This is a genomic window from Ruegeria sp. AN6 (genome assembly GCF_056540425.1).
Map to the genome: position 1 here is coordinate 17,377 of NZ_JBQFWR010000014.1, position 26,399 is coordinate 43,775.

The window sequence follows — 26,399 nt, forward strand, 5'->3', positions numbered from 1 at the left end:
GCGCGTTACTCCTGCAGCAGCTCGATCTGGCGCATGACCTCGGGTCCAACCCCTTCCAGCGCTGGACGTTCAATCGTTGCCTGCTGCGTCAACTCGTCGACCTTGGCCTGAATTGCGTCCTGCCGGATGGTTTGGGCCAGTTCATCACGCACGACGGCCAGTTCTGGGGCCTGCGTTTTGCGTTTGTCGTTCAGAGCAACCAAATGCCATCCGAATTGCGTCTGGACGGGTTCCGAAACACTGCCTTTTTCCAAAGCTACAACCGCGTTTTCGAACTCGGGCACCATCTGACCTTTACCGAACCATCCCAGCGAACCGCCATTGGGTCCCGAGGGGCCGGTGGACTTCTCTTTCGCCAATTCGGCAAAATCCGCGCCCTCGTCCAACTGGGCTTTGATGGCTTTGGCTTCGTCTTCGCTTTCAACCAGAATATGGCTGGCGTTGAATTCGTCCTCGCCCTCGAATTCGGCGAACTGCGCATCATAGGCGGCTTGGATTGCTTCATCCGTAACCTCGGCAGCGGTGATCGCCTCAACCGTCTGTACCGCACGCAGGGACCGCGTTTCGTTTTCCAGACGCAATGCGTTCAGAGGGTTCAGTGCATCCTGTTGCTGACCCAACAGGTGTTGCTGGACCAGTTGTTCAAGGATGAAGTCATAAAGAACGTCGTCTTCCAACTGCTGATACTGCGCGGGCAGAGCAGACGCGGTGGCGATGACGTGACCTAATGTGATCTCATCACCATTCACGCGCGCCACGACGGTCGATGCATCGGGCTTGGTTTCGGCGGCCAACGGCAGGGCCATCACGGCAGCAAGCGCCAGCGATGGCAGAAAAGTGAGGCCTTTGGGCATGGAATCATCCTATTTCTTTGCCGCGACAGGGCGCAGCGTTGACACTTTAGAACCTGCCGCTTACATCGCTTTGAAGCCTTGGACAGGGCCGCCTTTCACCCCCCGTATCTATGGGTTGCGGGCAAGGTGGGCAAGCCTGTCGCAACCACGATAAGAACAGATCCGCTGGAGTGAACATGCTGGGACTCGGAACGCTCGCCAAAAAGGTGTTCGGAACACCGAACGACCGCAAGATCAAGGCGACCCGCCCCCTGATCGAAAAGATCAACGCGATGGAGCCCGAGTTCGAGAAACTGACCGACGAAGGCCTGATCGAGAAGACCGCTGAGCTGCGCAAACGGGCGCTGGACGGTGAAAATCTGGATGACCTGCTGCCTGAGGCCTTTGCCAATGTCCGCGAAGGGGCCAAGCGCGCGCTGGGTCTTCGGACCTTTGACGTGCAGTTGATGGGGGGCATCTTCCTGCATCAAGGCAATATCTCGGAAATGAAGACGGGTGAGGGAAAGACTCTGGTCGCCACTCTCCCCGCTTATCTGAACGCACTGACCGGCAAGGGCGTGCATGTGGTTACAGTGAACGAATACCTGGCCAAGCGCGACTCGGAATGGATGGGCAAGGTGTTCGCGTCCGTGGGCATGACCACAGGCGTGATCTGGACAGGTCAGCCCGATGCCGAGAAAATGGCCGCGTATAACTGCGACATCACGTATGCCACTAACAATGAGCTCGGCTTCGACTATCTGCGCGACAACATGAAGGCGGATCTGGAGCAGGTTTATCAGAAACACCACAATTTCGCGATTGTGGATGAAGTGGATTCGATCCTGATCGACGAGGCTCGGACCCCGCTGATCATCTCGGGGCCTGCGCAGGACCGGTCGGATCTGTATACTGCCATCGATGCGGTGATCCCGACATTGCAGGACGATCATTATTCTCTGGATGAAAAAAGCCGCAACGTGACCTTCACCGATGAAGGCAACGAGTTTCTCGAGCAGCAACTGCTTTCGGCGGGTCTGCTGCCCGAAGGGCATTCGCTGTACGACCCTGAAAGCACCACTGTGGTGCATCACGTCAATCAGGGCCTGCGCGCGCATAAACTGTTCCAACGCGACAAGGACTATATCGTCCGGGATGGGAATGTCGTGCTGATCGACGAATTCACCGGTCGGATGATGCCGGGTCGTCGCCTGTCTGAAGGCCTGCATCAGGCCATCGAAGCCAAGGAAGGCGTGCAGATTCAGCCCGAGAACGTGACGCTGGCCAGCGTGACCTTCCAGAACTATTTCCGCCTTTACGACAAGCTGTCGGGCATGACCGGCACCGCGCTAACCGAGGCCGAGGAATTTCAGGAAATCTATGGTCTGGGCGTGGTCGAGGTTCCGACCAACAAGCCGATTGCGCGTGAGGACAAGGACGATCAGGTTTATCGCACCACGGGTGAGAAGTACGGCGCCATCATCGAACAGGTCAAAAAGGCCGGTGAAAAAGGTCAACCGGTCCTGGTCGGCACCACGTCGATCGAAAAGTCCGAAGTGATCAGCCAGATGCTGGATAAAGAGGGAATCGAACACAGCGTTCTGAACGCCCGCCAGCATGAACAGGAAGCCCAGATTGTGGCCGATGCAGGCCGTCTGGGCGCGGTGACCATCGCCACCAACATGGCGGGCCGCGGCACCGATATTCAGCTGGGCGGCAATGTCGAGATGAAGGTGCTTCAGGCGCTGGCCGAAAACCCCGAGGCTGACCCGGCCGAGTTGCGTGCGGCAGAAGAAGCCAAGCACGCGGAAGAAAAGGAAAAGGTGCTAGAGGCTGGCGGTCTTTACGTGATGGCGTCAGAACGCCATGAAAGCCGCCGGATCGACAACCAGCTGCGCGGACGTTCGGGACGTCAGGGTGATCCGGGCCGCACGGTGTTTTACCTCAGCCTCGAAGATGACCTGATGCGCATCTTCGGTTCGGAACGTCTGGACAAGGTCCTGACCACGCTGGGCATGAAAGAGGGCGAGGCGATCATTCACCCTTGGGTGAACAAATCGCTTGAACGGGCGCAGTCCAAGGTCGAAGGTCGCAACTTCGACATGCGCAAGAACGTTCTGAAGTTTGACGACGTGATGAATGACCAGCGTAAGGTGGTGTTTAGCCAGCGACGCGAGATCATGTCAGCGGACGATCTGTCGGATGTGGTTTCGGATATGCGCGAGCAGGTAATCGACGATATGATCGACGAATACATGCCGCCGAAAACCTATGCTGATCAATGGAATACCGAGGGGCTGCATGAGGCCGTCAAGGACAAACTTACCATTGATGCACCGGTTCAGGACTGGGCCGCCGAAGAGGGAGTGGATGACGAACAGATCCGCGAACGCCTGATCAAGGCAGCCGATGAAATGATGGCACAGAAAGCCGTCGCCTTCGGCCCCGAGAACATGCGTAACATCGAAAAGCAGGTTCTGCTGCAAACCATCGACGGCAAATGGCGCGAACATCTTCTGACGCTGGAACATTTGCGCTCGGTAGTGGCTTTCCGAGGCTATGCCCAGCGTGACCCGCTGAACGAGTACAAGAACGAAAGCTTCCAGTTGTTCGAAGGGATGCTCGATTCGTTGCGTGAAACCGTGACCCAGCAATTGTCGCGCGTTCGCCCGCTCAGCGAAGAGGAACAGAAGGAAATGCTGGCACAGATGGCCGCGCAGCAGGCCCAGGCCCAGCAGGCAGTGGATAAGGCGGCGGGACAGGCCGAAGCAGTGGCAGAGGCGCAAGCTTCGGGCGATGCCCGCCCAGGCTTTGTCGAAGATGACCCTACAACCTGGGGAAATCCGTCGCGCAATGATCCCTGCCCCTGTGGTTCAGGCAAAAAATTCAAACATTGCCACGGTAGATTGACCTAACGTCATCAACCTTCAAACACAATGAGTCCGCCTCAAGGCCACATATTGGCCTTGATTCAGAGGCAAGTTACGAGTCGCTCCTTCAACTGGGGAGGGTGTCTTGTTTGTAATAAAGAACTATGTGACCACGGGCGGAACTGTTGCCTGCGCCCTGGCCATCGGATATCTGATGCAAAGCGGATCAGCGCAGCAACCCAGCGCTGAACCAAGCGGCGCGCGTGTCGCGTCGATCTCTGAGCAGGGCGCGGACCTTGCCGGGTTGCAAAGGGTTGTTCTGACTTCTTCCTCCCCCACCGAAGCGCACAATAAGGTTCAACCAAAATCCTCGCTTTCAGCTCCCGAACAAAGCCGTTTGCCATCCAACTGTGATCTAAGCGCGCGCGCTTTGGCTGTACCCGGTGCGAATGCACGGTTGCGAGTCAAGGCCCCGTGCCATGCAAATGCAACTATAGAAGTTCATCATAACGGGCTGGTATTCAGCACCGAAACCGATGCGCTTGGTGGCTTGAACCTGACTGTTCCGGCGCTGTCCGAATACGCCATATTCTTGATCTCACTGCCCGACGGCAAAGGTACAGTTGCAACAACGCATGTGCCAGAGATTAACGACTTCAACCGGGTCGCCCTACAATGGCAGGGGAAGACAGAGCTGCAGTTGCACGCATTGGAATTCGGCGCAGGCTACGGAGAAAAAGGCCACGTATGGACTGGCTCTGAGGCTGGCGGTGAGGGTTCGGTGATCCATCTTGGACAGGGCGGCTCTGACATTGCACGCAATATTGAAGTCTATTCCTTCCCGATACAATCCGCGACCGAGACGGGCTCGATCACCCTATCAGTCGAAACTGAAGTCACCGTGGCTAATTGCGGCAAACCTCTGAACGTGCAATCGCTGGAATGGCGCGCGGATCAACGCCTGAGATCCCGCGATCTGACATTGGATATGCCGGGTTGCGAAACAGCTGGTGATTTTCTGGTGTTGAATAATCTGTTCACAGACCTGACAATCGCTGCCAAATAGGCAGCAGGCAATTCAACGGTCCACAATGAAAATCCTTCGTGCGGCATTTGTCGCGCTTTTGTCCTTGTCCTTGGCACAGGGAGCCTCCGCGCAAGACATCACTCTGACCTCACACGACGGCAAGATCGAAGTCGTCGGCACATTGCTTGGGTATGATGGTGAGTTTTACCGCGTCGATACGCAGTTTGGCGAACTGACGATCGATGGCTCAGGCGTAACATGTGATGGACCAGCCTGCCCCAATCTGACCGATTTTGTCGCCGAAGTGCGATTTTCAGGTTCATCCGTTATGGCAGAAACTTTGATGCCGGCACTCGTGCAGGGTTTTGCCGTACAAGAAGGTCTGTCGGTATCTGTTTCAGAGACTGCCGTAACCCAACGTGAGTATACATTGCGTCATCCTGACCGCTTTACAACTTTGGCCAGGTTTACCTTCTCCGTGACCGGCACCTCTCAGGGGTTTGCCGATCTTGCAAAGGGCGCGGCGGATATCGTTCTTGCCCAACGCGAGATTCGGCCGGACGAGACTAAGTTGAACCGCGACGCCGGGTTGGGTGATCTGACTCAGGCGCGCCGGTCGCGGGTCTTGGCACTGGATGCGATTGTTCCGATTGTATCTGACGACAATCCCATACGTCAGATATCCCCCGCAGACTTAGCCAAAATCTTCACGGGACAAAATACAAACTGGTCCGATCTTGGCGGTCCCGATGCACCCATTTCTCTGTACCTGCCGAAAGCCGGATCTGGCCTCACACAGGCCATAGAGGATCTGTTGCTGGCACCGGTCGATGCGCCGATCTCAGCAGACGTTACATTTCATGCTCGCAACAGCGATCTTGTACGCGCGATCTCAGGTGATCCTTTCGCAATTGGTATCGCCAGCCTTGCTGAGACGGGCGAAGCGCGAGCGTTGCCACTGACCGGTGGCTGCGGTCATACCCTCTCGGCGACGAGGCAATCAGTAAAGACCGAGGACTACCCGCTCACCGCACCTATGTTTATCTACCTGCCGCAAAGAAGATTGCCGCGGCTCGCCCGGCAATTTCTGGCCTACACCCAAAGTGGCGTTGCACAAATGGTGATCCGGCAAGTCGGATTTGTCGATCAATCACCCGAGACCATCGGTATGGCGTTGCAAGGCGAGCGGCTGGTCAATGCCGTCAGCACCGGCGGAACCGAAGTTGGACTGGAAGAACTACAGCGCATGATCGAAACCCTCCGCCCTCTGTCCCGGTTATCTTTGTCCTTTCGCTTCGAGCCCGGCTCGTCGCGACCCGATGCGCAATCCCGCTCTAATATCCTGCACCTGGCGCAGGTGTTGGAAAGCGGTAGGCTGGATGCGCGACAGGTGACTTTTGTAGGGTTTAGCGATGGCGACGGGGCTGCCACATCCAACACGCGCATTGCTCTGCAGCGGGCCAAAACCGTTCGTAACGCGGTGCTGGCGGCCATCGAAACGAGTATTCCTGCGAGTCTCGAGATCGCGGTTGAGGGCTTTGGCGAAGCGATGCCAATGGCCTGCGATGACACCGAATGGGGCCGCAAGGTGAACCGCCGGGTCGAAGTCTGGATTCGATAGCGGTCAAAGATATCCTTGTGCGCGAAAGCTCAATTCTGTCGATTTGCCGATAATCAAATGATCGTGCAAGGTCAGCCCCAGCGCCGTGCAAGCATCCTGAATCCGGTTGGTCATGTCGATGTCAGATTGTGAAGGCGTCGGGTCACCTGAGGGATGGTTGTGCACCAATATCAACGCTGACGCATTCAGCTCCAGCGCGCGTTTCGCCACCTCACGCGGATAAACCGGTACGTGATCCACTGTGCCCTTCGCCTGCTCTTCATCTGCGATCAGTACATTCTTCCGGTCCAGATAAAACACCCGAAACTGCTCGGTCTCGCGATGGGCCATCGTCGTGTGGCAATAATCCAGCAGCGCATCCCAGCCCGAAATCACATGCCGCTGAATCACCCGCGCTCGTGCCATCCGATGAGCGCAGGCCTCAAGAATTTTCAGATCGGTAATCACCGTGTCCCCGATCCCCTTTATCTGACGCAGCCGTTCCTCAGGCGCCGTCAACACGCGGTTGAAGTCGCCAAACGCATCCATCAGAGCACGCGCCAGCGGTTTCACGTCCTGACGCGGGATGGATCGGAACAAAGCCAGCTCCAGCAGTTCATAATCCGGCATCGCTGCTGATCCGCCAGACATGAACCTTTCGCGCAGCCGCTTGCGATGGTCTTTGATGTAGGAGGGTAACCGACCAACGGGCAGCGGCTGCGCCGGTGCTTCATCCGTATCGAACAGCATGGGGGCTTCGGCAAAGGCGTCTTGGGTCATAACCCCACTCTGACGCAGAATCGGTTTCCGAAAAGTTAACGCGCCTTATCCCTGCCCGTCGGATCGGCAACACACGGGTCCCCCGCTTCATCTGGCCATAAATATCTCGGGGGAGTCGCCCAAAGGGCGATGGGGGCAGAGCCCCCCTGCTTAACCGGATTAACCCTTCATGCCATCCCAGAAGGACTTCACAGAAGAGAAAAAGCTTTTCGATTCCGGGTGATTGTCTTCACCCAAATCGTCAAACTCACGCAGTAGCTCTTTCTGGCGGCTGGTCAGATTGACCGGAGTTTCCACGGCCAGTTCGATGAACATGTCGCCGATACCACCACCACGCAACGCGGGCATGCCTTTGCCGCGCAAACGCATCTGACGCCCGGATTGGCTGCCTGCCGGAATCTGAACGCGGCCGCGACCACCATCAATTGTAGGAACTTCGATCGAGCCACCCAGCGCCGCTTTACCCATACTGACCGGAACGCGACAATATAGGTTCACGCTGTCACGCTCGAACAGTTTATGATCCGAAACCTCGACAAAGATATAGAGGTCGCCCGGAGGGCCACCGCGCATGCCAGCCTCGCCTTCACCGGCCAGACGGATGCGGGTACCGGTTTCAACGCCCGCTGGAATGTTCACCGATAGCGCGCGATCTTTTTCAACACGACCAGCACCGCCACACGATTTACAGGGATTCTTGATAATCTGACCCAAACCGGAGCAGGTCGGACAAGTGCGTTCAACGGTGAAGAAGCCCTGCTGCGCGCGCACCTTGCCCATACCGGAACAGGTTGGACAGGTGGTGGGTTCAACCCCACCCTCAGCCCCAGTACCCTCACATGAAGAGCAGGCCACGGCGGTCGGTACATTTATAGTTTTCTGCAGACCCGCATAAGCCTCTTCCAGCGAAACCCGAAGGTTATAGCGCAGGTCCGATCCGCGGGCTGCACGACGTCCACCGCCGCCGCCACGTTGGCCGCCCATGAAGTCGCCGAACAAGTCGTCGAAAACGTCTGAGAACGCGCTGGAGAAATCGCCCTGGCCGCCAAAACCGCCACCGGGACGACCTCCGCCACCCATACCGTTTTCAAACGCAGCGTGGCCAAAGCGGTCATAGGCCGCCTTTTTGTCGCCATCGCGCAGCACATCATAGGCTTCGTTGGCCTCTTTGAACTGCGCTTCGGCATCAGGATTGTCCTTGTTGCGATCGGGATGCAGTTCTTTGGCTTTCTTGCGAAAACCTTTCTTGATCTCATCCGCCGAAGCGCCCTTGGACACGCCGAGCACTTCGTAATAGTCGCGTTTGGACATCAGTTCTTCCTTCTGCCTCAACGTAATTGGGCCGGCCCGGCAACCGGACCGGCCCATATTGGCCCGGTTACCCGTTAGTTACGCTTGTCGTCGTCCAGATCTTCGAACTCGGCGTCGACAATGTCGTCTTCACCCGGTGCCTCATCGGCTGCCGCCGGCGCATCCTCACCCTCTTCGGCTTGCGCCTTGTAGATGGCTTCGCCCAGCTTCATGGCGGCTTCGGTGACGTTCTGGATGCCGGATTTGATCTTGTCGGCATTCTCGGTTTCCAGCTCGTCCTTCAGCGCGGCAATCGCCAGCTCGATGGCTTCGATGGTGGTCGGGTCAACCTTGTCGGCATGCTCTTCCATCGACTTTTCGGTCGAGTGGATGAGGCTTTCCGCCTGGTTCTTGGCGTCGACCAGCTCGCGGCGTTCCTTGTCGGCTTCCGCGTTCTCTTCGGCGTCCTTGACCATCTTTTCAATGTCCTCATCGGACAGACCGCCCGAGGCCTGGATGGTGATCTTCTGCTCTTTGCCGGTGCCTTTGTCTTTGGCCGAAACCGAGACAATGCCGTTGGCGTCGATGTCAAAAGTAACCTCAATCTGAGGCATACCGCGCGGTGCGGGCGGGATGTCTTCGAGGTTGAACTGACCCAGGATCTTGTTGTCCGCAGCCATTTCACGCTCACCCTGGAACACGCGGATGGTTACGGCGTTCTGGTTGTCCTCGGCGGTCGAGAAGACCTGAGACTTTTTGGTCGGGATCGTGGTGTTGCGGTCGATCAGGCGGGTGAACACGCCACCCAGCGTCTCGATGCCCAGTGACAGCGGGGTCACGTCCAGCAGAACCACGTCTTTGACGTCGCCCTGAAGAACACCGGCCTGAATGGCGGCGCCCATGGCAACAACTTCGTCCGGGTTCACACCCTTGTGCGGCTCTTTACCGAAGAACTTGGTGACCTCTTCGATCACTTTCGGCATCCGGGTCATACCACCGACCAGAACAACCTCGTCCACGTCAGCAGCCGACAGGCCGGCGTCTTTCAGAGCAGCCTGGCACGGCTTCATCGACTTCTTGATCAGGTCCGCAACCAGCGATTCCAGCTTGGCACGGGTCAGTTTCATGACCATGTGCAGCGGCTGACCGTTCGAACCCATCGAGATGAACGGCTGGTTGATTTCGGTCTGCGAGGTCGAAGACAGCTCGATCTTGGCTTTTTCAGCGGCTTCTTTCAGACGCTGCAGGGCCATCTTGTCAGCGGACAGATCGACACCGTGTTCCTTTTTGAACTCGTCTGCCAGGTAGTTGACGATGCGCATGTCAAAGTCTTCACCACCCAGGAAGGTGTCACCGTTGGTCGACTTCACTTCGAACAGGCCGTCGTCGATTTCCAGAATGGTCACGTCGAAGGTACCGCCACCAAGGTCATAAACCGCGATGGTTTGGGTTTCTTCTTTGTCCAGACCATAGGCCAGCGCAGCCGCTGTCGGTTCGTTGATGATCCGCAGCACTTCCAGACCGGCGATTTTACCGGCGTCTTTGGTGGCCTGACGCTGGGCGTCGTTGAAATATGCCGGTACGGTGATAACAGCCTGCGTGACTTCCTCACCCAGATAGCTTTCTGCGGTTTCCTTCATCTTACCCAGAGTGAAGGCCGAGATCTGGCTTGGGGAGTACTTTTCACCGCGGGCTTCAACCCACGCGTCGCCATTGCCGCCATCAACGATGGCGTACGGCACCATTTTCTTATCTTTTTCGACTTCGGCATCATCCACGCGACGACCGATCAGGCGCTTGACGCCAAAGATCGTGTTGTCGGGGTTGGTGACCGCCTGACGTTTTGCAGGCTGACCGACCAGGCGCTCATCTTCAGTGAAGGCGACGATCGAGGGCGTGGTCCGCGCCCCTTCGGCGTTTTCGATGACCTTCGGCTGCGAGCCATCCATGATGGCCACGCACGAGTTGGTGGTTCCGAGGTCAATCCCGATTACTTTTCCCATAATTTTGATCCCTTTCAATTTAAGGCGATGTCCCGAGCCCTGAACCCGTTACGGCATCCCGGCCCCGATCTGATGTGCGCGACAGCACTACACCATCGCGCGTCGAGGCGTATATAAGGGCGCAGACTGGGGCCTGCAAGCGGTCAGAAACGCAGGTTTTCGGGAATTTGTGGCCTTTTTTGGCAAGGTTCTGGCAAGGTTTGGGGATTCTTCCATGGCGCGGCTTCTTTTGCGCGGATTTGATATCCGCAAAGGCTATCTGGATGCGGTGTCGCAAACCCGCCTGGTTGACCTGTTGCGCCCGATTCTGAAGGCCGCACCGCTCTATCGGCCCGTCACCCCATCGGGCAAAGAAATGTCGGTACGCATGACCTCGGCCGGAGCATTGGGCTGGGTTACGGATCGGGCTGGCTATCGGTATCAGGATACCCATCCCAAAGGCATGACCTGGCCTGCAATCCCGGATGATATTCTGACGATCTGGCAAGACCTGACCGGTGCGGAACGTCAGCCCGATTGCTGCCTGATCAACTACTACGGCGAAGGCACCAAGATGGGCCTGCATCAAGACAAGGACGAGGCTGATTTCTCTTGGCCGGTGCTGTCGATTTCACTGGGCGATGACGCGTTATTCCGCATCGGCAATACGACACGCGGGGGCAAGACCGAGTCAATTTGGCTGAACTCGGGCGATGTGGTGATCATGGGCGGACCTGCCCGGCTGACATATCACGGGATTGACCGCATCCGATTTGGATCATCCAAACTGCTGCCGAAGGGCGGGCGTATTAATCTGACGCTTCGGGTCGCCACCTAGCGACGCGCCTCCCAGCTTTTTGACACGTGTTTGCGCGTGTAGAATTCAGCCAGCAACCCGATCATGGTCAGGACAATCCCCACCCAAAGCGCATATTCCCAACTTGTGTTGCGAGGAAAATAATTCCGGAACACAAAACCACGGCATTGGTCGATAACATGAAACAGCGGGTTCCAGGCAAACATGGTCAGCATGAACCCGCCCAGCGCGTTTCCCACGAACATCTTGCCGGAAAAAACCATATTCATCCGCCGATAGACATTTTTCAGGATGGTCACTGTATTGGGAAACCACGGCTTCAGCGCCAGTAACACGAGCCCCACCGAACACCCCGTAAACCAGGCAAGCACAAGCATGGCAAAAGCTCCGCCTGGCTCCTGAACCTCGAGCGGCGAAACGGCAACACTGTAGACAAACAAAATCACCAGGATCGAGACAAGTTGGGTATAGAGCGTGCCTAGCGCCGAAGCCGCCAGCATCACCATCATGGTCATCGGCGAATGCAAAGTCATGGGATTGTTGCCATCTCCGACACCGGCAATGGCACCGACCGATTTGATATGTGTCAGAAACAGAAACACTCCAGACAGCAGAAAAAGTATGAACTCACCGCGTATCTTCGCGATCCGGGTGCCCATGAAAGACAGGATCAAGTAGAACGCTCCGGCGACCACAACCACCTGAAGAATATTTATCAGGATCGCCATTACCGCATTTGAATGCTGCGATCGGATATTGCGCACAATCGCATGAAATATCAGTTCAGCTGTGGTGAAGAGCCCGCCCAACAACGACTGATTTCGCTTATAGTGAAACACGCGACCACTCTTTCCTGCTCATGTCACCTGCAATCTGGCACGAAATTCTTGCTGTTCCGTATCCAGCGCATCATAAGTCCGTAAGAAACTTGGATCAACAAATCTCAAGAACGGAGCTTTTTTGTGACCTATGACGCCCTGATACCCGTCATCCGACGGCTGGCCCTTCAGGCAGGAGACAAGATCATGCAGATCTACGAGGCGGATGATTTCGACGTCAAAGTCAAATCCGATTCCAGCCCGGTGACCGAGGCGGATGAGGCCGCAGATGCGCTGATCTCGGCCGGGCTGCGCGAAGCTTTTCCCGAACTGTTACTAGTGACTGAAGAGCAGGCGGACTCGCACTCGGAAAAAGGTGAGACCTTTCTGATCGTCGATCCACTGGACGGCACCAAGGAATTCATCAACCGTCGAGGCGATTTCACGGTGAACATCGCATTTGTTGAGAACGGCGTACCGACGCGCGGCGTAGTTTATGCGCCCGCACGGGGACGGATGTTTTATACGCAGGCCGATGGGCAAGCGGTTGAGGAAACCGGCGCGCTGGACAAGGATCAGCCGGGTGCATTAACGCCAATAGCAGTCTCTAAACCAGACAATTCAGCTCTGATGATCGTTGCCTCGAAATCGCACCGCGATCAGGCGACTGAGGATTACATCAACAAATATCAGGTGCGCGACAGCAAGAGCGCCGGGTCGTCGCTGAAGTTCTGTCTGGTCGCAACGGGTGAGGCTGACCTTTACCCCCGCGTAGGCCGTACTATGGAATGGGACACCGCAGCGGGCCATGCAGTACTGGCCGGTGCTGGTGGAAATGTCGTGCGCTTTGATGACCACACCCCGCTGACCTACGGCAAAGACGGCTATGCCAACCCATTTTTCGTCGCCTATGCTCCGGGCGTCGACCTGAAGGAAGCCTGATGTCTGTTCTGATCGCCATTCCCGCCCGCTACGCGTCGACCCGCTATCCAGGCAAACCTCTGGTGCCGCTGACCGGGGTCAATGGTACAGCCATGACACTGATCGAACGGTCCTGGCGCGCCGCCATTTCGGTCGCGGGTGTCGATCGCGTCGTCGTGGCGACAGACGATGACCGCATTCGCGAAGTATCCGAGGGGTTCGGGGCCGAAGTGATCATGACCTCGGATACCTGTCGCAATGGCACCGAACGCTGCGCCGAGGCGCATACGGCGCTGGGCAGCGGTTATGAGATCGTAGTGAACCTGCAGGGCGATGCACCATTGACGCCGCACTGGTTTGTCGAAGACCTGATTTCAGGCTTGCGCGATGCCCCTGAGGCCGGTGTGGCCACCCCAGTTCTGCGCTGCGATGGCGACGCTCTGAATGGGTTGTTGAATGACCGCAAACACGGCCGCGTCGGGGGTACGACAGCAGTGTTTGGCAATGATCACAGTGCGCTCTATTTCTCGAAAGAGGTAATTCCCTTCACCTCTGAGACCTATGCCAACGATGATCCAACTCCAGTCTTTCATCATGTCGGAGTCTACGCTTATCGGCCAGATGCACTGGCAGACTATCCCTCCTGGCGGACCGGCCCGCTGGAAACTTTGGAGGGCCTTGAACAACTGCGTTTCATGGAAAACGGTCGCAAGGTTCTGTGCGTCGAGGTGGAAGCCAAGGGCCGTCAGTTTTGGGAACTGAACAACCCCCAGGATGTCGCCAAGATCGAAGAAATGATGGCCGCGATGGGACTGGAATGAACCATATTCTGGTCACCGGCGGCGCTGGCTATATTGGTTCGCATGCCTGCAAGGCGCTTGCAAAGGCGGGCTATATTCCGGTGACCTATGACAATCTGGTCACCGGTTGGCAGGATGCGGTGAAATTTGGTCCGTTCGAGCGGGGCGACCTACTGGATCGCGCGCATCTGGACGCCGTCTTTGCCAAGTACCAGCCAGCCGCCGTGATGCATTTCGCAGCCCTCAGCCAAGTGGGTGAGGCAATGTCCGAGCCTGGCAGGTACTGGTCGAACAATGTGACCGGCTCTTTGACGTTAATCCAAGCGGCAGTCGACGCGGGCTGTTTGAATTTCGTATTTTCATCGACTTGCGCCACTTATGGCGAACACGACAATGTGGTGCTCGATGAAACCTCACCTCAACAACCGCTGAACGCCTATGGCGCCTCAAAACGCGCGATCGAAGATATCCTGCGTGATTTCGAATTCGCCTACGGGCTAAACCATGTGATCTTCCGATATTTCAACGTCGCCGGGGCCGATCCGGATGCCGAAATTGGTGAATTCCATCAACCCGAGACCCATCTGGTGCCGCTAATGCTGGACGCTGTCGCCGGTAAGCGCGATGGTCTTACAGTGTTCGGCACCGATTATAACACGCCCGATGGCACCTGTATTCGCGATTATGTGCACGTCTGCGATATGGTCGATGCGCATGTTCTTGGTCTGAAGTGGCTGGAGCAAGGCAAAGAGAGCCGTGTGTTCAATCTGGGTACCGGATCGGGATTTTCAGTTATGGAAGTGATCGAGCATTCGAAGGCCGTCACCAATCGAGCGGTGCCCTACAGCATCGGCCCACGCCGGGCAGGGGACTGTACACGTCTGGTATCCGGTTCAAGCTGCGCAGAACAAGAGCTGGGCTGGATGCCAAAAAGATCAACGTTAGAGACGATGATCACCGATGCGTGGCGCTGGCATCAGAATGGCAGCTACAAAAAGTGAGCACAAAGGATCAGCCGCTAAGCTGGGGGCAGCGATACAAACTGCGCCTAAAGCGTAAGCGGCTTTTATGGCGGTCTTTTCGTAGCCGCCATCAGCTAACTTCGAGTGCAGACAAAACGCAACAAATCGCGCCGGGAGCTATCCTTGCCTTTACCACTCTACGGAACGAGATCAGACGATTGCCGTGGTTTTTTCATCACTACCGGACGCTGGGTGTAGATCATTTTCTGATTGTGGATAACGGCAGCGACGACGGATCGACCCAGTACCTGCTTGATCAGCCGGATGTATCGCTGTGGCAGACAACTGCTAGCTATCGTGCGTCCCGGTTCGGATTGGATTGGCTGACATATCTGCAGTGGAAATTTGGCCACGGGCATTGGACGCTTATGGTCGATGCCGATGAATTGCTTGTCTATGCCCATCACGACACGCATTCGTTAAACGATTTGACGGGCTGGCTGGACGCGCGTGGGCAGTCCGCCTTTGGCGCATTGATGCTGGATCTGTTTCCCAAAGGCCCAGTGGGCACACAGTACTATGACCCGCAATCCGATCCTACGGATGTTCTGAACGGGTTCGACCCCGGCCCCTACAGATCCCAACGTCAATTTCCATTGGGCAACTTGTGGGTTCAAGGCGGGACGCGCGAGCGAGCTTTCTTTTCGGACCGCCCTGAAAGATCCCCGACTCTGAACAAAATCCCTTTGGTCCACTGGTCGCGACATATGGCTTATGTGAATTCCTGCCACTCCGTCCTGCCGCGAGCCCTGAATTTTGAATATGACGGGCCAGAGGGGCAGGCTCCTTCGGGCGTTTTGCTGCACACGAAATTCCTGCCGGGGGTTGTAGAAAAATCGCAGATCGAAAAACACAGGCGCCAGCATTTCCACGACCCTGAAAAATTCAGCACATATTATGATGGGATTATTAATAAACCCGATCTTTGGGGGTCTGATTCTGTAAAGCTGCGCGATTGGCAACAATTGGAGACTTTGGGGCTGCTGAACGGTGGCAGCTTTCCAGCCACTACGGGGAAGTAAACGGGATATAAACCCATTGCTTCGCAAGGTAGCTAGATGTCATAAAACGATGACGGCTCGGCACCACTCAGGCCTCAGGCGGCCCCGGGCAGACTCGCGTATATCAAAAAAGGTTGGGCAGCCGCGTGAGCCTTTTGGATTCCTATCGCATGAGATTGCGACGCAAGCGTCGCCTTTTGCGTTGCCTGCGCAAAAGACGCGAATTGAAGGCGATACAGAATAACACGCCAGATATTCGCCCGCAGGACATCTTGTTGATGAGCGTCGTGCGAAACGAATGTATCCGCCTGCCCTATTTTCTCGATTACTACCGCAAGCTTGGCATTAACCATTTCCTATTCGTCGACAACAATAGCAATGACGGAACGCGTGAATATTTAACCGGCCAGCCAGACGTGTCACTTTGGTGGACGGATGGCAGCTACAAACGGTCGACGTATGGGCTGGATTGGTCAAATTATCTGCTGCGAACCTATGCCCACAAACACTGGGTTTTGACAGTCGATCCGGACGAGTTCTTTGTTTACCCGTTTTGTGATACACGCCCGATAAAGGCGTTGACCGACTGGTTGGACGACACCAGCGTGCGTAGTTTCGGCACGATGCTGATCGACATGTATCCCGAAGGGCCAATCGAAGACACGCCCTATCGCGCCGGTCAGGATCCGTTAGAGATCGCCCCGTGGTTTGACTCGGGCAACTACATGATCACTCGGAATCCCACCTATGGAAACCTGTGGATCCAAGGTGGTGCCCGAGCACGGGTTTTCTTTCATGATACGCCCGAAAAAGCCCCTGCACTGAACAAAATCCCTTTGGTGAAATGGCATCGCCGCTACGCCTATGTCAGCTCTACCCATGCGCTGCTGCCCCGTGGCCTCAATCAAGTTTATGAGGAGCGCGGGGGTGAGAAGACCAGCGGCGCGCTGCTGCATGCCAAGCTGATCGAAACTCTGGGCGACAAAGCGTACGAGGAGCTAAGCCGCAGCCAGCATTACAGCGGTTCGGAAGAATACAAAGCCTATGCCGAACAGTTGCAGAATAAACCTATTTTCTGGAACAACTGGTCCGAGAAATACATCAACTGGCGACAGCTTGAGATCCTCGGCATGATGTCAAAAGGGAACTGGGCATGAGCGGCCTGGGCATCGTCATGCTGGTGCACACCGCTCTCGACCGAGTAGAGCAGGTGGCGCGGCATTGGACCGCATCGGGCTGCCCGGTCGTGATCCATGTAGATCGCAAAGAGGCCAACTCGGCCTATTCCACTCTGGTCACCGCGTGCTCAGACAACCCGCTAATCCAGTTCTCGGATCGACATGTCTGTGAATGGGGTGGTTGGGGCATCGTTGCGGCCTCACAATCCGCTGCAAACCAGATGTTGGACAGTTTCCCGAAGGTGCGTCACGTTTATCTTGCCTCAGGTGCTTGTTTGCCGCTTCGCCCTGTGGGCGAGCTGATAGATTATCTGGCTGATCGCCCCCGCGTTGATTTCATCGAAAGCGCCACAACACGCGATGTCAGCTGGACCATGGGGGGGTTGGATCTTGAACGCTTCACGCTGCGTTTTCCGTTCTCATGGCGCAAACAACGGAGATTGTTTGACGCATACGTGCGGCTTCAACGCGCAGCAGGTCTGCGCAGGGCCATCCCTGAAGGTCTGGTGCCCCATATGGGCAGCCAATGGTGGTGCCTGACACGGCAAACCCTGTCAGCCATTTTGCAGGACCCCAAGCGACCGGACTATGACCGGTATTTTCGGAGGGTCTGGATCCCGGACGAAAGCTATTTCCAAACACTTGCGCGCCTGTATTCCACGCATATCGAAAGCCGGTCGCTGACACTGTCGAAATTCGACTATCAGGGCCGACCTCATATGTTCTACGATGACCACCTACAATTGCTACGCCGCTCGGATTGCTTTGTGGCGCGGAAAATCTGGCACGGAGCAGACAGGCTTTATCAATCCTTTTTGTCGGATGAAAACAGCGCGATGACACCGGCTGAGCCCAATCCGGGAAAGATCGACCGAGTGTTTTCTAAGGCTGTCGAGCGGCGCATTCGCGGCCGGGACGGATTGTATATGCAGAGCTGTTTTCCGCGCGCGACAAGCGAACGCGGCCTAACCGCTTTTTCTTATTCCGTGCTTCAAGGCTTTTCAGAGCTATTTGAAGATTTCGAACCCTGGCTTGCAAATGTGACGAGTGCACGGGTGCACGGACATCTGTTTCACCCGGAGAAGGCGCAATTTGCAAACGGTGGCACAATGATGAACGGCGCGCTTCCAGATTGCGCGTCTCTCCGCGACTACAATCCGACTGCATTCCTGTCGAACGTCATCTGGAACACTCGGGGCGAGCGCCAATGTTTTCAATTCGGACCGAATGATTCCCAACAGATCAACGAGTTCCTGTTGCGCGATCTGAACGCCAGTATTGCAATGATCACCGGCGCCTGGGCGGTTCCCTTGTTCAGGTCCAACATGAACTTTGCCGATATTCGGTGTGAAGCTGCCCGTTTGCAGCAGCGGGAAACAAAGCAGCTTGAGTTGCTGGATACAGCCCGCGCAAACTCTAGAATACGGGTCTGGACCATGGCTGAGTTCGTGGAATCCCCAATGGAACACCTTCAGACCGTGCTTGAAGATATGGGTGCGCCCCAGCCCACCCACTTGACCGAGGCACCCACGATGGTGGATCTGACGGGGTTTGGTAAGTTTCTGCAGAATCTCAAAAACCAGGGCATGCATCCCTATTTGATGGGTGATTTTCCTGTTAACGATGTATTTGGCGGACAAGCCAAATCGTTCAAAAAGCCTTATCTGGTGCAGTAATTAAAAATGACCCGCCGCTTCGATTACTTCATCGTACTGGCCGATATGCGTACTGGCTCGAACCTGTTGGAATTGCAGTTGAATACGCTCGACGGGGTGACCTGTCACGGTGAGGCGTTCAACCCCTACTTCGTCGGTCTGCCAAAACTGGATAGCGTTCTTGGGTTTACTCTAGAAGATCGCGAGAACGATCCTCTGGCTCTGATCAATGCGATCCGAAACGCACCGGGTGAGATGAACGGCTTTCGATTCTTCAGTGATCACGATGCGCGTGCCCTTGGGCCTGCGCTTGATGATCCACGCTGTGCCAAAATCATCCTGATGCGCAATCCTCTGGACAGCTACATCTCGTGGAAAATCGCGTTGGAGACCAAGCAGTGGAGATTGGTAAACATCAAGCAGCGCCGCGACGCGCAGGTCACCTTTGACACCGAAGAGTTCTGTGACCAACTTGAACAACGGCAGGCGTTTCAACAGACCGTTCTCAAGCACTTGCAAACCACAGGACAGACGCCGTTTTATATAGACTACGACGATCTGAATGATCTGGACGTTCTGAACGGGCTTGCAGCCTGGCTGGGCGTCAGCGCACGGCTTGCCGAGCTGAACCAACATCTCAAGCGCCAGAACCCCGCACCCGCCTTGTCGAAAGTGACCAATCCAGACGACATGGAGCGGGCACTGTCACAGTATGATCGGTTCAATTTGCACCAAATCCCAAGTTTCGAGCCGCGCCGCGGTCCTGCCGTGTCGCGCTATGTGGGCGCAGCAAACACGCCCCTGATGTATCTACCCGTGCGCGGGGGCCCCGAGGCGGAAATTGCGCAGTGGCTTGCCGATCTCGATGGAGTCACACCCGATGATCTGATCACTGGCCGCAATCAGAAACAGACGCGTCAATGGATGCAAAGCCATCCCGGTCACCGCAAATTCACAGTGCTGCGGCATCCGTTGGCGCGCGCGCATGCGGTATTCTGTGACCGTATCCTACACACCGGCCCCGGCGCCTATGTCAGCATCCGCAATATGCTGAGCCGGCGTTACAAAGTGCCGCTGCCTACCAAAGGTGATCTAGGTGCTTATTCACTTGACCAACATTACGAAGCTTTCTCGGCATATCTGGGCATGTTGCGCAGTATACTTGCCGGTCAGACCCCGATCCGCGTCGATGGAGAATGGTGCGGGCAGGTGCAAACACTGGAAGGCATGGCTGGATTCACTCTACCCGATCTGATTCTGCGTGAGAATGAGATGGCAATCAAATTGCCCGAGCTTGCCCGTCAAGTGGGACACGAAGCACCGCCAACTCCGGTGAAGGCAAAGCCTGATGTGCCCTTCTCGCTGGATCAAATTTACGATGCACGGCTTGAAGCGCTGGCAGCCGAAGCCTACCAGCGCGACTATGTGCAGTTCGGGTTTGGTGCTTGGAATTCGCTTTGAGTCAGGGACGCAGAGTGATGACAGTTCCTTCGTTCACCATCGCGTAAATCTCTTCGATCTCATCATTTTTCACAGCGATGCAGCCCGCTGTCCAATCAGGCGTCTTCTTCGCACGCTTGAACTCGGATCGTAGGTTCGGCTGTCCGTGAATGAAGATATCACCACCCGGATCAACGCCAGCGGCCTTGGCCTTCGCCCGATCTTCCGAGTTCGGATATGAGATGCCCAGCGACAGGTGATACCGACTACGTGGGTTGCGGCGGTCAATCAGATAAGTGCCCTCAGGCGTGCGGCCATCGCCTTTTTTGGTTTTTGTGCCTCTGGGCGCAAATCCCAGATCGACATCATATTCCCGTAAAATCTGCTCGTTATGAAGAAGATACATCTTGCGTGCGCCCTTGTTGATGACCAAAGAGGTCACCTCGGGCCCGCGATAAGAAAGAAATCTGGGTTTCGCTGAGGCGCACGCTGAAAGGCTCAGCGTTGCCATCGCGCCCATTCCAAATGCTCGACGATCCATAGTTTTCACTGCCTGATGCTCTTTTTTGCCAATTATTATGCCAGATTTGCGCGAAACTTAAATCACTTTTTGATGTACGACTGTTCCGTCAGGCGGCGTTCAATCGACTCGAGCCTTTCAAGAACCTCGTCACGATAGGCGTCTGTTTTGACCTCATCCTCGGCATGGTGGGCATCCTGCATCGAGTTCACGATCAGACCAACCAGAAGGTTAACCACCGCAAAGGTGGTCACCATGATGAAGGGAACAAAGAATAGCCAGGCGTAGGGATAGACCTCCATCACCGGGCGGACGATCCCCATGGACCAGCTTTCCAGCGTCATGATCTGGAACAGCGTATAGGCAGACATGCCCAGATCACCGAACCAATCCGGAAAGCTGTATGAGAACAGTTTGGTCGATATCACCGCGCCGATATAGAACAAGATCGCCATCAGCAGGAACACGCTGGCCATGCCCGGCAGCGCCGAGATGAAGCCTTCGACTACTCGGCGCAGGCGCGGCGCAACGGAGATGACGCGCAATACCCGCAAGATACGCAGCGCCCGAAGAACAGAAAGCGCCCCCGCGCTGGGGACAAGGGCGACACCCACAATCACAAAGTCAAAAATGTTCCAGCCGCTTGTGAAGAACCGACGCCCAGTCGCGATCAGTTTCACCACGATTTCGATGACGAATATGGTGAGGCACAGTTTATCAAGCGTCACGATCAGCGGGCCTGCCGCCTCCATCAGCGTGGGTGATGTTTCCATCCCCAACAGGACCGCATTGAACAGGATCACGCCGGTTATGAACTTCCCGAAAGTAGGCGCTTCGATGATGGGCAGCAGTCGTTGGGCGATCACCATGCGGGTGGTCCTTATCTCAGGGCTAATTGTTCAAAGTGAACCGAGCGGCAAGTTCGGTGTGTGACGACCATCGAAATTGGTCAACCACCTTCACCCATTCAAGGGTATATCCGGCGTTAACCAATATTTTCGCGTCGCGCGCAAAACTCACCGGATTGCATGAGACATATGCGAGCACTGGGCGTTGGGCCTGCGCTAACTCGGCCACCTGCGCCTCGGCCCCTGCGCGCGGCGGGTCTAGCACGACAGCATCGAATTTCTTGAGCTCATCGGGCATGAGCGGGCGGCGAAACAAGTCTCGTGCCTCTGTCGTGACCTGTTTCAGGCCTTGCGCCTTGCGCCATCCCTGATCCAAGGCCTTCGTCATTTCGGCCTCGCCCTCGACCGCATGCACCTCTGCGGTCTGTGCCAGCGGCAGCGAGAAAGTTCCGCATCCCGCGAAAAGATCGACGATCCGCTTGGCCCCCAGCGTCGCATCGGAAACGGCCTGTAATAGAGCCTGTTCTCCATCCTTGGTGGCTTGCAAAAATGCTCCGGGCGGCGGGGTGACGCCAGCGTTTCCAAAGCGTTGGATCGGAGGCTCACGCATGGCGATAACTTCATCATCCCAACTGAGCCGGGCAAGACCGTGGAGCTCGGTCGCTTGCGCGAGCGCCAGTTCCAATGGTCCATCCAGCGGTTTGCCGCCTTTGACCGCCACATCCAGACCGACTTCGGACAGGGTCAGCGTTACGGCCAGCACGCCTTTGCGGCTGCCACCCAACATGGCCAAGGCTTCGGCCACCGGAATGGCGTCGATCAAGGTGTGATGCAGCAGGTGACAATCCGGAATTTCGGTGATCGTTTCCGAAGCGCGTCCGTGGAACCCGGCCAGAGTACCCTTTTTGGTGCGCCGAACGGCGATGGTCGCACGACGGCGGGATCGTTCAGGCGAGGTGTGAATGGGCCGCATCGGGGCATCGAGCCCCTGCGCGGCGAGCGCGTTGCGGACCACGTCGACCTTCCAGTTGGCGACAAAGTCGTCAGCTGCGTGCTGCATCTGGCAGCCACCACAGGTCTTGTAATGACGGCAAGGTGCCTTGACCCGCTGATCCGAGGGCGTTTCGACACGGATGTCACTCAGGAACTGCCCCAGCAGCGTGCCGCTGATCACCTCACCCGGCAGGGTGCGTGGCGCATAGATCGGACCATCGGCGATCCCGTCGCCCTGATGTCCAAGGCGGTTTATAGTGTAGTGCTGCGTCATGGGGGCCTGATACCGATGGTTTACGACCAACAAAACCCCTTATTCTGCCGCCTCCGCCTGAATGAACCCACCCGACTGGCGGTGCCAGAACCGGGCATAAAGCCCACCCCGTTCCAACAGTGCCTCATGAGTACCGCTTTCAACGATATGTCCATGATCCAGAACGATGATCCGGTCCATCTCGCTGAGCGTGGAGAGGCGGTGCGCGATCGCCAGAACGGTCTTGCCCTGCATCACCCGGTGCAGCGCGGCCTGAATCGAGGCCTCGACCTCGGAATCCAGCGCAGAGGTCGCCTCGTCCAGAACCAATATTGGAGCGTCTTTCAGGATTGCGCGAGCCAAAGCGATCCTCTGCCGTTGTCCGCCACTGAGTTTCACACCCCGCTCACCGAGATGCGCATCATAGCCCTTACGCCCCTGCGCATCCTCAAGCCCCAGGATGAATTCATGCGCCTCGGCCTTAGTCGCGGCCTCAATCATTTCAGCCTCGGACGCATCAGGACGGCCATAGAGGATGTTCTCGCGCGCCGAGCGGTTGAACATCGCGGTTTCCTGCGTGACCATCCCGATCTGTTGGCGCAGACTGTCCTGTGTCACCTGAGAAACATCCTGCCCGTCTATGGAAATGACGCCATATTCCCCGTCATAGAGCCTAAGTAGCAGAGAAACCAAGGTGGATTTCCCCGCACCCGAGGCTCCGACAATGCCCAGCTTCTCACCCGGAGTTGCGGTGAAATGCAAGTCAGACACACCACCCACATCGCGGCCATAGGCAAAGCTGACATGGTCAAAGGCGATCTCACCTTCCGAGACCACAAGCGGTGTTGCATTGGGTGCATCTTCGACCCGGTCGCGCTTGGTCAAGGTATGCATTCCGTTCTCGATCTCGCCAACATTGGCGTATAAGCCCATCAACGTGAAACTGACCCAGCCGGTCATTTGTGAGATACGGATCGCCACAGCGCCAGCCGCTACGATATCCCCAGCAGTCGCGCCGCCCATCCGCCAAAGCCACAGCGTTGCACCGATCAGCAGGACCGGCAGAACCCCGGCTAACGTCATCAGGATGAAACGGAAACTGGCCGACAACTTGCCGAACTCCAGCGACCGTTCTCGCAGGTCGACCATGGAGTTGCGTGCCGCGTGGTCTTCGAATTCCGAATGAGCGAACAGTTTGACCGTCTTGATATTTGTGATCGTATCAACGACCTGGCCCGACACCATCGCCCGTGCTCCAGCACGCGCGGCAGAGCGCACACGAATGCGTGGAAGATACCAGCGCACCAGCAGGAAGTAGATAACCAACCAAGCGGCGAACGGGACCATAACAAGCGGATGAATAGACCCTAACAAAAGCAATGACCCCGCAAGCGAGGCCAAGGCGAACACAATCGCGCTGATGGTTTCGGACACCACCTGCGTCATCGCATTTGAGGTTTGCATCTGTTTTTGGGCAATCCGCCCGGCGAAATCATCGTCGAAATAGGTCACCGATTGACCCAGCGTCCACCGGTTCAGCTTGGCCAATACCAGCGGCGTGATGTTGGGCATGACGATGTAGTTGTTCGCGATTGATGACAGCCCAAACAGCGCGGGACGCAGCAGCATGAAGAATGCGACAGCGCCCAAAATGATCGCAAGATTGCCGCCGGTCAGAAACGCGTCGGGCCCGCTTGCGGAAGTCAGATCGATAACGCGCCCCAGGACCCACGCAGTGCCCGCTTCCATCGCGCCCGCGATTGCCGAGAACGCAGCGGCGACGAATAGCATCGGCCAGGCGCCGGACAGGCTCCAGCGAATGAACGCCCCCAGTGTTTGCGGCGGGGGCGTTTCGATGTCTTTGAACGGTTGGATGAGGTCGGCAATCTTCATTCAGCGGCCTCCGGGTTCAGGAAGCCCCCAGATTGCCGCGCCCAGAACTGGGCGTAAAGCCCTCCTTGCGCCAGCAATTCGGAATGGCCGCCCTGTTCGACGATGCGACCACCATCCATCACCAGAATGCGGTCCATCTGCGCAATCGTGCTGAGCCGGTGCGCAATGGCGATCACGGTCTTGCCTTGCATCATGCCGTAGAGTGTTTCCTGTATCGAAGCTTCGACTTCGGAATCTAGGGCGGATGTCGCCTCATCCAACAGCAAAATCGGTGCATCTTTAAGGATCACACGCGCCAGCGTCACCCGCTGCCTCTGACCGCCAGACAGTTTCACACCTCGCTCGCCAACATGCGCATCATAACCGGTGCGCCCTTCCGGGTCCCGCAGATCGAGGATGAACTCATGCGCTTCGGCCTGTTTTGCGGCGGCGATCATCTGATCCTCGGTCGCATCAGGTCGGCCATAAAGAATATTAGCCCGCACCGAGCGGTGCAGCAGAGCGCTGTCTTGCTGAACCATCCCGATATGGCTGCGCAAACTGTCCTGCGTGACCTTCGAAATATCCTGACCATCAATCAGTATCGCACCCTGTTCAACATCGTAAAACCGCAATAGTAGCTTTACTAGAGTCGATTTTCCGGCCCCCGACCGCCCGATCAGGCCAATCTTTTCGCCCGGCCGGATGGTCAGGTTGACGTGATCTAAACCACCAGTTTCCCGCCCATAATGATGCGACAGGTCGCGGATTTCGATTTGGCCATTGCCCAGACGCAAGGGCTGCGCATCAGACTCGTCCAACAAATCGATGGGTTGCGCGATGGTTTGCATACCCTCAGCAACGATGCCGAGTTCCCGGAAGAAGCTGGTCAACGCCCACATGATCCATCCGGTCATGGCATTCAGCCGCAGCGTCAACGCAGTGGCGGCGGCCACCACACCGACCGTAGCGCTACCTTGCGCCCAAAGCAGGATCGCCCAGCCAACGACACCCACGATCAGCACACCGTTCAACGCAACCAGTGCGGCATCCATAATGGTGAAAACCCGCATCTCGATCTGGAAAGTGCGGCGGGTTTCTGCAATCGCCTCGCGCGCATAATCCTGTTCCTGCGCGTCATGGGCAAACATCTTGATGGAGTGAATGTTGGTATAGCTGTCCACCACGCGCCCCGTCACGGTCGATCTTGCATCCGACGCCGCCTGCGACGCGGGGCCAACCCGCTTGACGGTCCACCGCACCAAGGCCCCATAGAACACCAGCCAAATCAGCAGCGGCAGCAACAGGCGCGGATCAGCCGCCATCAGCAGAATGGCCGCGCCGATCATGTAGGCAATCGAGAAAGAGATCGCGTCAAAGACCTGAAACACAACCTCGCCCGCAGCGGGCGGGGTCTGAACAACCCGGTTTGCGATACGCCCGGCAAAGTCATTCTCGAACCAACCTACCGATTGTCGCAGAACATGTTTGTGCGCCCGCCAACGGATCAGCGTGCCAAAGTTCGGCAGGATCGTGTTGTTGAGCAGCAAGACGTCAACCAGCTGCAGAATGGGACGAATGAACAGAATCAGCGCGGCGACCACGATCAGCTCTGTCCCATGCGCCTGCCAAAATTCAGCGGGTGAACTTCCCAGCAGATCCACAACGCGGCCCATATAAAAGATCAGTCCGACCTCGACCGCAGCAACCATCACGGACATCAGTGCGGCCAGCACGAAAACGCGTTTGAAAGGCTGCGAATAGCCCAACATGAAAGGCCACAGCCGCGTAGGTGGGGTATCTACCTGTTCATAGGCGACAAAAGGGTCAATGAGGTTTTCGAAGTAGCGAAACATAGAGAGTGCTCCGATTGAGCAAA

21 protein-coding genes are annotated in these 26,399 nt (G+C 56.6%); 11 read left to right on the plus strand and 10 right to left on the minus strand.

The window, feature by feature from the left end:
• Positions 1-5: 5 nt before the first annotated feature.
• Positions 6-854 carry a peptidylprolyl isomerase gene (locus ACR0MQ_RS18240; RefSeq protein WP_010442932.1) on the minus strand — a complete coding sequence of 283 codons (849 nt, stop codon included), beginning with the start codon at positions 852-854 and terminating at the stop codon, positions 6-8.
• A 176-nt stretch (positions 855-1,030) separates the two neighbouring features.
• Between ACR0MQ_RS18240 and secA the strand changes: the two genes are divergently transcribed.
• The 3 genes from secA to ACR0MQ_RS18255 all read left to right on the plus strand — a co-directional run bounded on the left by secA (position 1,031) and on the right by ACR0MQ_RS18255 (position 6,351).
• A complete protein-coding gene (gene secA, locus ACR0MQ_RS18245) occupies positions 1,031-3,748 on the plus strand; it encodes a preprotein translocase subunit SecA (protein ID WP_170773654.1) in 2,718 nt (905 codons plus the stop codon).
• Positions 3,749-3,848: 100 nt separating this feature from the next.
• Entirely contained in the window at positions 3,849-4,769 is a 921-nt protein-coding gene (locus ACR0MQ_RS18250) for a hypothetical protein (RefSeq protein WP_170773645.1), read from the plus strand.
• A gap of 25 nt (positions 4,770-4,794) precedes the next feature.
• The gene (locus ACR0MQ_RS18255) at positions 4,795-6,351 is read left to right on the plus strand and encodes a phosphate ABC transporter substrate-binding/OmpA family protein (RefSeq protein ID WP_170773643.1); all 1,557 of its coding nucleotides are present in this window, start codon (positions 4,795-4,797) and stop codon (positions 6,349-6,351) included.
• A 3-nt stretch (positions 6,352-6,354) separates the two neighbouring features.
• Here the strand turns inward: ACR0MQ_RS18255 and radC are convergent, their stop codons facing one another.
• The 3 genes from radC to dnaK all read right to left on the minus strand — a co-directional run bounded on the left by radC (position 6,355) and on the right by dnaK (position 10,403).
• Positions 6,355-7,110: a RadC family protein gene (gene radC, locus ACR0MQ_RS18260; protein ID WP_170471034.1), complete on the minus strand. Its 756-nt coding sequence runs from the start codon at positions 7,108-7,110 to the stop codon at positions 6,355-6,357.
• A gap of 159 nt (positions 7,111-7,269) precedes the next feature.
• The gene (dnaJ, locus tag ACR0MQ_RS18265; RefSeq protein ID WP_010442938.1) at positions 7,270-8,421 is read right to left on the minus strand and encodes a molecular chaperone DnaJ; all 1,152 of its coding nucleotides are present in this window, start codon (positions 8,419-8,421) and stop codon (positions 7,270-7,272) included.
• 74 nt (positions 8,422-8,495) lie between these two features.
• Positions 8,496-10,403: a molecular chaperone DnaK gene (gene dnaK / locus ACR0MQ_RS18270; protein WP_170471036.1), complete on the minus strand. Its 1,908-nt coding sequence runs from the start codon at positions 10,401-10,403 to the stop codon at positions 8,496-8,498.
• Between the two features lie 214 nt (positions 10,404-10,617).
• Between dnaK and ACR0MQ_RS18275 the strand changes: the two genes are divergently transcribed.
• Positions 10,618-11,220 carry an alpha-ketoglutarate-dependent dioxygenase AlkB gene (locus ACR0MQ_RS18275; RefSeq protein WP_170773641.1) on the plus strand — a complete coding sequence of 201 codons (603 nt, stop codon included), beginning with the start codon at positions 10,618-10,620 and terminating at the stop codon, positions 11,218-11,220.
• Here ACR0MQ_RS18275 and ACR0MQ_RS18280 read toward each other — a convergent pair.
• Positions 11,217-12,038 carry an ABC-2 transporter permease gene (locus ACR0MQ_RS18280; protein WP_170773639.1) on the minus strand — a complete coding sequence of 274 codons (822 nt, stop codon included), beginning with the start codon at positions 12,036-12,038 and terminating at the stop codon, positions 11,217-11,219. The two genes, ACR0MQ_RS18275 and ACR0MQ_RS18280, sit on opposite strands and share 4 nt — an antisense overlap.
• A gap of 123 nt (positions 12,039-12,161) precedes the next feature.
• Between ACR0MQ_RS18280 and cysQ the strand changes: the two genes are divergently transcribed.
• The 7 genes from cysQ to ACR0MQ_RS18315 all read left to right on the plus strand — a co-directional run bounded on the left by cysQ (position 12,162) and on the right by ACR0MQ_RS18315 (position 20,055).
• The gene (cysQ, locus tag ACR0MQ_RS18285; RefSeq protein ID WP_170773637.1) at positions 12,162-12,959 is read left to right on the plus strand and encodes a 3'(2'),5'-bisphosphate nucleotidase CysQ; all 798 of its coding nucleotides are present in this window, start codon (positions 12,162-12,164) and stop codon (positions 12,957-12,959) included.
• Positions 12,959-13,759 carry a 3-deoxy-manno-octulosonate cytidylyltransferase family protein gene (locus ACR0MQ_RS18290; protein ID WP_170773635.1) on the plus strand — a complete coding sequence of 267 codons (801 nt, stop codon included), beginning with the start codon at positions 12,959-12,961 and terminating at the stop codon, positions 13,757-13,759. Before cysQ ends, ACR0MQ_RS18290 begins: the two co-directional genes overlap by 1 nt.
• Complete coding sequence (gene galE, locus ACR0MQ_RS18295) at positions 13,756-14,739, plus strand: UDP-glucose 4-epimerase GalE (protein WP_170773633.1); 984 nt, start codon at positions 13,756-13,758, stop codon at positions 14,737-14,739. The genes ACR0MQ_RS18290 and galE overlap by 4 nt, the downstream gene beginning before the upstream one ends.
• On the plus strand, positions 14,736-15,782 hold the full coding sequence (locus ACR0MQ_RS18300; RefSeq protein ID WP_170773631.1) for a glycosyltransferase family 2 protein: 1,047 nt from the start codon (positions 14,736-14,738) through the stop codon (positions 15,780-15,782). Before galE ends, ACR0MQ_RS18300 begins: the two co-directional genes overlap by 4 nt.
• Before the next feature lie 149 nt (positions 15,783-15,931).
• Positions 15,932-16,918, plus strand: coding sequence for a glycosyltransferase family 2 protein (locus ACR0MQ_RS18305; RefSeq protein ID WP_170542583.1), 987 nt, complete (start codon positions 15,932-15,934; stop codon positions 16,916-16,918).
• Entirely contained in the window at positions 16,915-18,615 is a 1,701-nt protein-coding gene (locus ACR0MQ_RS18310) for a DUF5927 domain-containing protein (RefSeq protein ID WP_480609994.1), read from the plus strand. Before ACR0MQ_RS18305 ends, ACR0MQ_RS18310 begins: the two co-directional genes overlap by 4 nt.
• Positions 18,616-18,621: 6 nt before the next feature.
• Complete coding sequence (locus tag ACR0MQ_RS18315) at positions 18,622-20,055, plus strand: nodulation protein NodH (protein ID WP_480609996.1); 1,434 nt, start codon at positions 18,622-18,624, stop codon at positions 20,053-20,055.
• 1 nt (position 20,056) lies between these two features.
• On the opposite strand, the gene ACR0MQ_RS18320 is transcribed toward ACR0MQ_RS18315, so the two are convergent.
• The 5 genes from ACR0MQ_RS18320 to ACR0MQ_RS18340 all read right to left on the minus strand — a co-directional run bounded on the left by ACR0MQ_RS18320 (position 20,057) and on the right by ACR0MQ_RS18340 (position 26,376).
• Positions 20,057-20,575, minus strand: coding sequence for a L,D-transpeptidase family protein (locus tag ACR0MQ_RS18320; RefSeq protein WP_170542577.1), 519 nt, complete (start codon positions 20,573-20,575; stop codon positions 20,057-20,059).
• Between the two features lie 62 nt (positions 20,576-20,637).
• The gene (locus ACR0MQ_RS18325; RefSeq protein ID WP_170471057.1) at positions 20,638-21,423 is read right to left on the minus strand and encodes an ion transporter; all 786 of its coding nucleotides are present in this window, start codon (positions 21,421-21,423) and stop codon (positions 20,638-20,640) included.
• A 22-nt stretch (positions 21,424-21,445) separates the two neighbouring features.
• The gene (locus ACR0MQ_RS18330; protein ID WP_480609999.1) at positions 21,446-22,669 is read right to left on the minus strand and encodes a class I SAM-dependent RNA methyltransferase; all 1,224 of its coding nucleotides are present in this window, start codon (positions 22,667-22,669) and stop codon (positions 21,446-21,448) included.
• A 39-nt stretch (positions 22,670-22,708) separates the two neighbouring features.
• Positions 22,709-24,541, minus strand: a complete 1,833-nt coding sequence (locus ACR0MQ_RS18335; RefSeq protein ID WP_010442952.1) for an ABC transporter ATP-binding protein — start codon at positions 24,539-24,541, stop codon at positions 22,709-22,711.
• Entirely contained in the window at positions 24,538-26,376 is a 1,839-nt protein-coding gene (locus ACR0MQ_RS18340) for an ABC transporter ATP-binding protein (RefSeq protein ID WP_480610002.1), read from the minus strand. The genes ACR0MQ_RS18335 and ACR0MQ_RS18340 overlap by 4 nt, the downstream gene beginning before the upstream one ends.
• Positions 26,377-26,399 lie beyond the last annotated feature (23 nt).

Bases quoted from the DNA above. Each gene is read 5' to 3' on its own strand.
- ACR0MQ_RS18255 (WP_170773643.1), top strand. From the start codon at position 4,795: ATGAAAATCCTTCGTGCGGCATTTGTCGCGCTTTTGTCCTTGTCCTTG.
- dnaJ (WP_010442938.1), bottom strand. From the start codon at position 8,421: ATGTCCAAACGCGACTATTACGAAGTGCTCGGCGTGTCCAAGGGCGCT.
- ACR0MQ_RS18240 (WP_010442932.1), bottom strand. From the start codon at position 854: ATGCCCAAAGGCCTCACTTTTCTGCCATCGCTGGCGCTTGCTGCCGTG.
- ACR0MQ_RS18315 (WP_480609996.1), top strand. From the start codon at position 18,622: ATGACCCGCCGCTTCGATTACTTCATCGTACTGGCCGATATGCGTACT.
- ACR0MQ_RS18335 (WP_010442952.1), bottom strand. From the start codon at position 24,541: ATGAAGATTGCCGACCTCATCCAACCGTTCAAAGACATCGAAACGCCC.
- dnaK (WP_170471036.1), bottom strand. From the start codon at position 10,403: ATGGGAAAAGTAATCGGGATTGACCTCGGAACCACCAACTCGTGCGTG.
- secA (WP_170773654.1), top strand. From the start codon at position 1,031: ATGCTGGGACTCGGAACGCTCGCCAAAAAGGTGTTCGGAACACCGAAC.
- radC (WP_170471034.1), bottom strand. From the start codon at position 7,110: ATGACCCAAGACGCCTTTGCCGAAGCCCCCATGCTGTTCGATACGGAT.
- ACR0MQ_RS18325 (WP_170471057.1), bottom strand. From the start codon at position 21,423: ATGGTGATCGCCCAACGACTGCTGCCCATCATCGAAGCGCCTACTTTC.
- ACR0MQ_RS18275 (WP_170773641.1), top strand. From the start codon at position 10,618: ATGGCGCGGCTTCTTTTGCGCGGATTTGATATCCGCAAAGGCTATCTG.
- galE (WP_170773633.1), top strand. From the start codon at position 13,756: ATGAACCATATTCTGGTCACCGGCGGCGCTGGCTATATTGGTTCGCAT.
- ACR0MQ_RS18330 (WP_480609999.1), bottom strand. From the start codon at position 22,669: ATGACGCAGCACTACACTATAAACCGCCTTGGACATCAGGGCGACGGG.
- ACR0MQ_RS18305 (WP_170542583.1), top strand. From the start codon at position 15,932: ATGAGATTGCGACGCAAGCGTCGCCTTTTGCGTTGCCTGCGCAAAAGA.
- ACR0MQ_RS18290 (WP_170773635.1), top strand. From the start codon at position 12,959: ATGTCTGTTCTGATCGCCATTCCCGCCCGCTACGCGTCGACCCGCTAT.
- ACR0MQ_RS18340 (WP_480610002.1), bottom strand. From the start codon at position 26,376: ATGTTTCGCTACTTCGAAAACCTCATTGACCCTTTTGTCGCCTATGAA.
- ACR0MQ_RS18310 (WP_480609994.1), top strand. From the start codon at position 16,915: ATGAGCGGCCTGGGCATCGTCATGCTGGTGCACACCGCTCTCGACCGA.
- ACR0MQ_RS18320 (WP_170542577.1), bottom strand. From the start codon at position 20,575: ATGGATCGTCGAGCATTTGGAATGGGCGCGATGGCAACGCTGAGCCTT.